Origin of the sequence: Anaerophaga thermohalophila DSM 12881 (assembly GCF_000191885.1) — a bacterium.
In the GTDB taxonomy this organism is placed as follows: Bacteria; Bacteroidota; Bacteroidia; order Bacteroidales; family Marinilabiliaceae; genus Anaerophaga; species Anaerophaga thermohalophila.
Genome location: NZ_AEWI01000051.1, coordinates 1 through 7,848, shown reverse-complemented (window position 1 = coordinate 7,848; position 7,848 = coordinate 1). Strand labels below are relative to the sequence as shown.

Below are 7,848 nucleotides of genomic sequence, written 5' to 3'. Positions count from 1 at the left end.
GGCAGTGGGAGTGCTGTGATTTGCCGATAAAATTAGACAGGAAGTTCCGTTGTAAATTTAAAACAAACTTGAAAAATCATACTATTCCTTTTATGAGGCCGCCCCAAAAGTATAAAGTACAAAAACAGTGTCATGCTGATCGCAGTATAAAATCTGTTTAACAAATTCTCCTACAAGCTCAAAGTGACATTAAATTTAGACGTTTCGGACAACCTCGATTTCGAAATTATTATAGTTATGGACTGTATCTATTTTTTTCTGAATCCTACAATTATTTCTCTTTTATATTGGAAATTAGTGGCAGAGGAAGTTCTCCAATCACCTGATAATGTATATTTATTATTATCATAACTACCATTGTAACCCCAATTCATCCTCAAATACGTAGTACTTGAAATTGAAGTGGACGTTTTAGTTTTGGGTAAAGCAGGTCGCAATTGGCTGCTTTTTAATGGAAGTAATTGAGGATTATCAGTGTCTTCAGAATTGACCCAGGTATAATGATATGTGTATTGCTTCCTCTGTTTTTCATAACCATCAATAATCCATGCATGTCCATCCTTATAATCAGTATACCATTTAATAATAAACCTATGCTCCCTTTTTGTTGCATTAGCTCTGGCAATTACTGGCATATTGGAATTAAGACTAGTCAAGACTTTTGAACTATTATACCCCTCAAAAGCACAACTGATACCCAATGAATTATAAAAACCAACAATATCCTCAGTTTGAGCACCTGACTCTTCCTCTCCATACTTCATATTAATACAATTCCCAACCCAACCCATTAATATTGCAGAATATTTTGATTCAATCGTTGATTTTCGAGGGTTCGTTTTCGCCATTTTACTCCAAACTGTAGAACTCGGCTCACTAAATGAAAAACCATAACTTGATCCTTTGCCCAAAAAACCATCTTCATTTTTTGACCATCCGTAACATTCTCCCTTACTATACATTTTTCCAGGTAAGCCAATTCTCCCATTCAAATAATACAACATCTGTGCTCCTGCAACAGCCACACAACCTACCAAGCAGCGTTGAGAAAAGTCTTGTGTAAACGGAACTACTTCATTCCAAGGAAATCCCTGTCCCCACTTAGTCTGAATATAAGGTCCTTTTCGGATTGTCGGAAGAACTTCTGTTTCAATATAAGACAATTCCCAATACCCCTCATATTCATCAGCAATTGCTCTTTTCAGAGGGTTATTATACAACTCAATATTATTTCAAAGTTCATAATCAGCAGACGTGGTATCCACATAATCCGATTGTTTCAAGGCTAAAATATCCTCAGATAACGCATCCAGCCATGTAAGTACTCCCGGATTGGCTTCCTCAAAAGAAAATTCTCCTTCATCCGAAGTGGCCAAAATACTTTCTGTTCGTTTGTCTCCGGAAACAATTAACCAGCCTTTGTTTTTAGCATAATTTACTACATAAAGCAAAGTATCACCCGAATAAACAACTGGCTCAATTTCAAAAGACAGTGAATCCTTACTCTCCGAATTGTTCAAAATGCGAACAAAAATCTTCACGCTTTCGAGCCCAACATCCCAGTTTAATTCTGAATTTTCAACTTTTTCACTGGATTTCAACTTTAACTCCTCATCAAAATCCAATTGAGAACAACTAAACAAAGTGAGTACAATAATAAAGGAACTCACCAAACAATTAGTTTTTTTCATAACTTTACATTTTTGATGGGGCTGCAACCCCGTTAATAAATAGTTTTAATAAATGTCCCATTCTCCGAATCGGAGGATGGGATTTTTTTATAATTCAACTGAAAATATTAAACAGAAAAGAATAAAAGATAAAATGAGTTTCTCCTGTAAAAACAGGATAGAAATAAGCGGATAATGAATTTTAGAAAAGAACCTGCAAAACCATTCTCCTTTGGGAGCAAGAATTACAGAAAACAAAGAATTGCTGTCAAAACAACAAAACTCGTAAGCAGAATAGGGGTTCCGGGTTAACATTTGAAACGGACTTTTAAGATTACGAATTCAAATATAGAAAGAAAAAAAAATAAAGTCCAAAATAAAACAAAATATTAAGGAAGATTTAACAATACATTTTTCACAATAGCCTCATCAAATATAAACACAATGGAAGAAAATATAACTATCAGACGGAGTGGATTTGCAATCAAAAAATACAGACTGTCCTTTAGTAGCTAACTACCGGCAAATTTTCTTCAGTTGGCAGATTACAAACCTGCAAATAGTACCCGTGTGAATTGCAAATCAGGGGTGGTCGAAAGATTTTTATTGTCAATTTCTAATTCTCTGTTACGTATCAACATTAAACTGCCTGATTGTTGATAACTTTCTGTTAATTAAGTTTTTAATTTGACTTTTTGTCATGTTCTTTGTCAGATAACAAGAAAATATGTTTACCGGACAAAAAGTTAACATTCAAAAAGTTTTAGGATTTATACTCCGGATATTAAAAGCCTGTCAGTAAAAAAAGGTGACCAAATTTATTTTCGGGTACAATCTGTGTTTGACGGATTATATGATAAAGTAAATTGGAATCCTGAAATTGTTTATTTGAATGAATCAGAGGATGTCGTTAATGCCAATAATAAAACAAGATATAAATATGTAGCTGCTGAAGATTTTATTGTTTCCGGACATCAGTCAATTGGAGCACCCTATAAGGGAGTTGTCAGTATTGATGGGGTATTCCACAAAGAAGTAACAACCGATGATATTGTTTTGGAAATTGTAAAAACAGATAAAGACGGTAATGCTGTTACTGAATTTTCAAAATCATTTAAATGGAATGATTCAGGCGACTATAGCATTAACGAGTCTGTAAGTGTTGAAAGGCTTAATAATCTTAGTTTTAAACTTAGCACATCCACCAATATTGACTGGAATAAAGTTGATTGGTTGCCTCATGTTTATTATTCAGAATCCGAAGATGATGATTTTAAAAATGTATATGACAAAGAAGGAAACCCAACAATTTCAGTATATAAGGGTTATTGTTAAACGAAACCATTGAGGATAGCAATGGCAAGAAATATGTAGAAACCATCAACGAGTACGAGCTGAAAGACCGCAATATGGTTGATTTGACCAATGGTGCAGAAAAAGCTCCTTCTACTATTGCCTTCCCTGCTCTGGTGAAAACTACCAAAAAGTTTTACGAAGGGGCTGAAGAAGCTCAAAAATCGACCTATACCACTTTTGAATATGGCAGTTATGGAAATGTGCGTAAATATGTGGATTATGGCGATGAAGGTACTGATGATGATATTTCTGCCATTATAGATTACCATGAGGTCACGGACAAAAACATCTTGTCTGTTCCTAAATCAATCACGGTAAAAGGCAGCGGTAAAATCTTCCGCCAGCGCAATACTATGATTGATGATGCTACAGGTAAGATTACCCAAATCACACAAAAAGGTGATAAAACAGATGCCATTTACGACCTGTATTACGACAACTATGGTAACCTTGACAGTATTGTGCGCCCTGCCAACTACAAGGGAGAGCGTTTTTACTTTGCCTACGACTACGATAATACGATACATAGCTATGTAACTGCCGTAAGGGATGCATACGAATACAGCTCATCCACCACTTACGATTACAAGTTTGGGCAGGTATTAAGCACCACCGATATCAATGGTAAACAGACCGTTTATAAAATTGACGAATTGGGACGTATAACCGATATAATTGGACCCTATGAGTTGGAAAACGGACAGGATTATACCATTCGTTTTAAATACTTTCCAAATGATAATATTCCGTGGGCTCAAACCCAGCATTACGACCCGGAACATCCTGAAAACCCCATTGAAACTGCTATTTTTATTGATGGACTGGGAAGAGTATTACAAACAAAAAAAGACGGGGCTGTTTTTAAAGGCAAGGATGCCGGGGATAATGAAGTTATGTTGGTTTCAGGTAAAGTAGAATACGATGCTTTTGGGCGTAGTGTTGCCTCCTACTACCCGGTAAGCGAAGATAAAGGCAGCATTGGAACATTTAATACACAAGTTGACAAGGTAAAGCCAACTACTGTGGAATACGATGTGCTGGACAGGGTCTTGATTACTACCCTGCCCGATGGTGCTAAAACGAAAACCTTCTATGGGTTTGGGGAAGACCGTGACGGCAACTCACAGTTTATGACTCAAGTAACCGATGCCAACGGCATTACCACCGAAAGCTTTACCGATGTAAAAGGGCGACAGACCGCCGTAAAAGCGCCCGGCGATATATGGACAAGTTTTGTGTATAATGCCATTAACGAACTGGTGAGTGTAACGGATGCCGAGGATAACACAACGGTTTCAACTTACGATATGCTGGGCAGACGTTTAAGCCGACTGCACCCGGATGCAGGTTTGACAGAGTACACCTATGATGCAGCAGGTAATATGCTCACGCAAATGACAGCCAACCTGCGTGAAAACAAGCAACCGATTACCTATGAATATGAATATAACCGTTTAACCAACATCATTTATCCCGAAAATGAATTTAACAATGTACATTTTGAATATGGAGAACCTGGTGCTGAAAATAATCGTGCAGGACGTATTGTTTTGCAGGAAGATGGAACAGGAGCACAGGAGTTTTTCTACGGGCCATTGGGTGAGATTGTAAAAAACACTCGAACAATTATTGTCCCTGATGAAGATATTTATACCTTTACCACTGAGTGGGAGTATGATACATGGAACCGATTAAAAACCATGACATATCCTGATGGCGAAGAGGTCACCTATACTTATAATACCGGAGGTCTGTTGAAAAGTATGTACGGTAAAAAGAAAGGGCATCGTTACAATTACCTCACACAAATAGGCTACGATAAATTTGAAGACCGGGCCTTCATTTCCTACGGTAATGGTACGGAAACCACTTACGAGTACGAAGAAGACAGAAGAAGGCTGCACAATATTAAGGCCAACACTTCAAGCGAACGAGCCATGATGAACAATACCTACACCTACGATGCGGTAAATAACATTACCAAACTCAAGAGTGTAGCACCTATACCAACGGAAAACAAGAAAGGTGGTAATTTTGAATACAACTATATGTACGATGATTTGTATCGCCTGACCAATGCAAGTGGTACCTATCAAAATATCAGTCACCAGCATCGTTACTCAATGGATATGCAATACTCCGAAACCGGACGTGTTTTACACAAGAACCAATTGCATCAACGAAAGGAGTATGACGAAACCACATGGGGACCTCGCCATAAAACAACCTACGATTTGGAATATAAGTACGAAGGTGACAAACCACATGCACCAAGCCAGATTGGGGAGAATATTTATACCTACGACGCCAATGGTAACACTACCGGTTGGCAAAGCACCAAGAACAACAACAGGCGAGATATCCTTTGGGACGAAGAAAACCGCATACGTGCCATTGCGGACAACGGTAAAACCCATCATTATTTGTACGATGCTTCCGGTGAGCGTGTCATTAAAAGTACCGGAGACGGACAAGCTATTTATATCAACGGCTTTCCCATGGGCGGTAGCGGTACAGTTGGTAACTACACCATGTATGTTAACCCATATATGGTAGTAACCAACATGAAGTTCACCAAGCACTTTTACATTGAAGGGCAACGTATTGTTTCTAAATTAGGTGAAATGGGTGAATACCAGTACCTATTAAACCCCAAGGATACTGTTGCAGGTGGTGGAACCATAGATTTTGACCTAAAAGGCAAAGACTTAAAAGAGGCTATTTATGCCAATTTTGAGGAGCTAGGATTAGACGGCGCTGTATTTACCGCAGGTAAGAGTGGTAAAGTACCTTACGGACGATTGAAAAAGTATTACCGCAATCAGGATTTAGTTAATGCCGGAGGCGGAAATCCGAACCAACCGGATTACGATGAAGAACCGAGTAACAAAGTAGAGAATCTTCAATTCTATTACCATCCCGATCATTTGGGTAGTTCTTCGTATATTACCGATGTATCCGGGGAAGTTTACCAACACATGGAGTACTTCCCGTTTGGAGAGACTTTTATTGAGGAACGCACCGATGCTGTATACACTTCCTATCTTTTCAACGGAAAAGAATTGGATGAGGAAACAGGGCTTTATTATTACGGTGCCAGGTATTATGACCCGAGGATTAGTATGTGGTATGGTGTTGACCCATTGGCGGAAAGGCGTATGGAGTGGTCACCTTATGCGTATGTATTAAATAATCCAATTTTACGTTTTGACCCTAACGGATTGACCGATTATACTTTCGACAAAAAAACTGGGGATGTTACTCAAGTAGGTGAGGCAAATGATGACCCTGATAGGATATTAAAAACAAATAGAAAAGGAGAAGTAAAGTATAAGAAGAATGGAGAAGCAAAGGTGGCATTTGGAGATATTGAAAAAGGTATTCTATCTGACGGAATGAATTTTAAGGAAAATGACAACTTATTTGAAGTAGGAGGAGAAGGACAACCAACAGAAGCTGGCATTAAATCCTTTACATTAGGGCTTTCAGAGTATCTTGGGAAAGAGATATCTGGTATAGCATATTCATATAGCACTTCTGGAAAGGTTACAGATATGGTACTAGGGAAATATCAAAATAACACAAGGACAGAATCTAAATCGACCACTGGTTATGAGTTAGCAAGAAAATTTGGAGTTCAGTACACTTCAAATAATATCTCACAAGTTTTTCATACTCATCCTGATGGCAGTTTAGGTGCTACTGCATCTTCGCCCGAAATTTCGCAGGACTATAAAAATCTTCAAAATCAGAAACCTAATTTGCTTAATGCAAGATTCCTTATATTGAGAAGAATTCCAGGTCAGATAAAACCAGATGAATATGATTATACTCATCTTTATAATCCTAAAAGATAATATCAGAATGAAGAAGTTATTAATCCTATTTATTGTAATCGGGACTTCAATGAGTAGTCTTTATTCTCAGACTAAAACAATTGAAGGCAGGTTGATTTCTGAGGATTTTGAAACTTTACCTCAAGTGTCAATTATGATTAATGACACAGTTGAAGTTGGTAGAACAGATGCAAATGGCTTTTTCTTAATAGATATCCCTATTACGGAGAAAAAGATAATGTTTGTATTTGTTGGAATGGAATCAACAAGTATAGAACTTGTAGATAAATGTGATAGAATTGAGGTTGTAATGATGGGCATCTATAATTATGACTTCATGAGTTTAAAACGTGCTGAAAGGAAGAGGAAGAAAAGATATAAAAAGCTTTCTGAGATACATAAACAAGCTTTTGAGAAAGGTATATTTGAAACTGAATATGCGTGCTATAATCGCGAGTTTGAATCCCTTTATCTGGAAGATAATTAACGCCCCGCTATCTGTAGCTTGCTTTTTGCTCGGCTTAATTTGAAATTAAGTCGAATCCTAACCGGCAGTTTGCAACTGCCCTAGCAGAGGGGCAATCGTAATCCATAAAACGATACTATTTACATCAAATAAAAATGCTCGGTCAAGTTTCGGGCATTTTCTATAATAATCCCCAAAGAGCGCCTAAAATAATAAAAGTTGACGGTGCAGTTATCCCAATAAATCTGGTAAAGTACACGTTGTTAATTGTTATTTCATTCTTCTCTTTGGCGAGAGCATAAGCCGCTGCAGCTTTAAAATTTGTAGTAGCAGCAATTATGATTATAAATCCAAAAATAAAAGTTTCACTATCCGGAATCGTTTTAAAAAGTTCGATAATCATAGCGCAGCAATATTTTTATTAAAGAAGTCCTTAAACTTACGTTTAGTAAGCATGGTATCAATAATATTTATAATACTCCCAAAAAACAGGACCACTCGTTAAGTTAAATTTAGTCCT

At 37.3% G+C, this 7,848-nt stretch carries 6 protein-coding genes; 3 read left to right on the top strand and 3 right to left on the bottom strand.

Annotation, left to right across the window (positions count from 1 at the left end):
• Positions 1 to 248: 248 nt before the first annotated feature.
• Together ATH1_RS0113495 and ATH1_RS0113490 are read right to left on the bottom strand one after the other, a co-directional pair.
• Positions 249 to 1,220 carry a C10 family peptidase gene (locus tag ATH1_RS0113495; protein ID WP_010422662.1) on the bottom strand — a complete coding sequence of 324 codons (972 nt, stop codon included), beginning with the start codon at positions 1,218 to 1,220 and terminating at the stop codon, positions 249 to 251.
• Between the two features lie 12 nt (positions 1,221 to 1,232).
• Positions 1,233 to 1,691 carry a Spi family protease inhibitor gene (locus ATH1_RS0113490; RefSeq protein WP_010422661.1) on the bottom strand — a complete coding sequence of 153 codons (459 nt, stop codon included), beginning with the start codon at positions 1,689 to 1,691 and terminating at the stop codon, positions 1,233 to 1,235.
• An 816-nt stretch (positions 1,692 to 2,507) separates the two neighbouring features.
• On the opposite strand from ATH1_RS0113490, the gene ATH1_RS0113480 reads away from it, so the two are divergent.
• Genes ATH1_RS0113480 through ATH1_RS0113470 form a run of 3 tightly spaced genes read left to right on the top strand, consistent with a single transcriptional unit; the run spans position 2,508 to position 7,349 of the window.
• A complete protein-coding gene (locus ATH1_RS0113480) occupies positions 2,508 to 3,005 on the top strand; it encodes a hypothetical protein (RefSeq protein WP_029164125.1) in 498 nt (165 codons plus the stop codon).
• Entirely contained in the window at positions 2,999 to 6,883 is a 3,885-nt protein-coding gene (locus ATH1_RS19515) for an RHS repeat-associated core domain-containing protein (protein ID WP_029164124.1), read from the top strand. Before ATH1_RS0113480 ends, ATH1_RS19515 begins: the two co-directional genes overlap by 7 nt.
• 7 nt (positions 6,884 to 6,890) lie before the next feature.
• A complete protein-coding gene (locus ATH1_RS0113470; protein WP_139035424.1) occupies positions 6,891 to 7,349 on the top strand; it encodes a peptidase associated/transthyretin-like domain-containing protein in 459 nt (152 codons plus the stop codon).
• A gap of 160 nt (positions 7,350 to 7,509) precedes the next feature.
• Here ATH1_RS0113470 and ATH1_RS0113465 read toward each other — a convergent pair whose 3' ends face one another.
• The gene (locus tag ATH1_RS0113465) at positions 7,510 to 7,731 is read right to left on the bottom strand and encodes a hypothetical protein (protein ID WP_010422656.1); all 222 of its coding nucleotides are present in this window, start codon (positions 7,729 to 7,731) and stop codon (positions 7,510 to 7,512) included.
• Between the last annotated feature and the right edge of the window lie 117 nt (positions 7,732 to 7,848).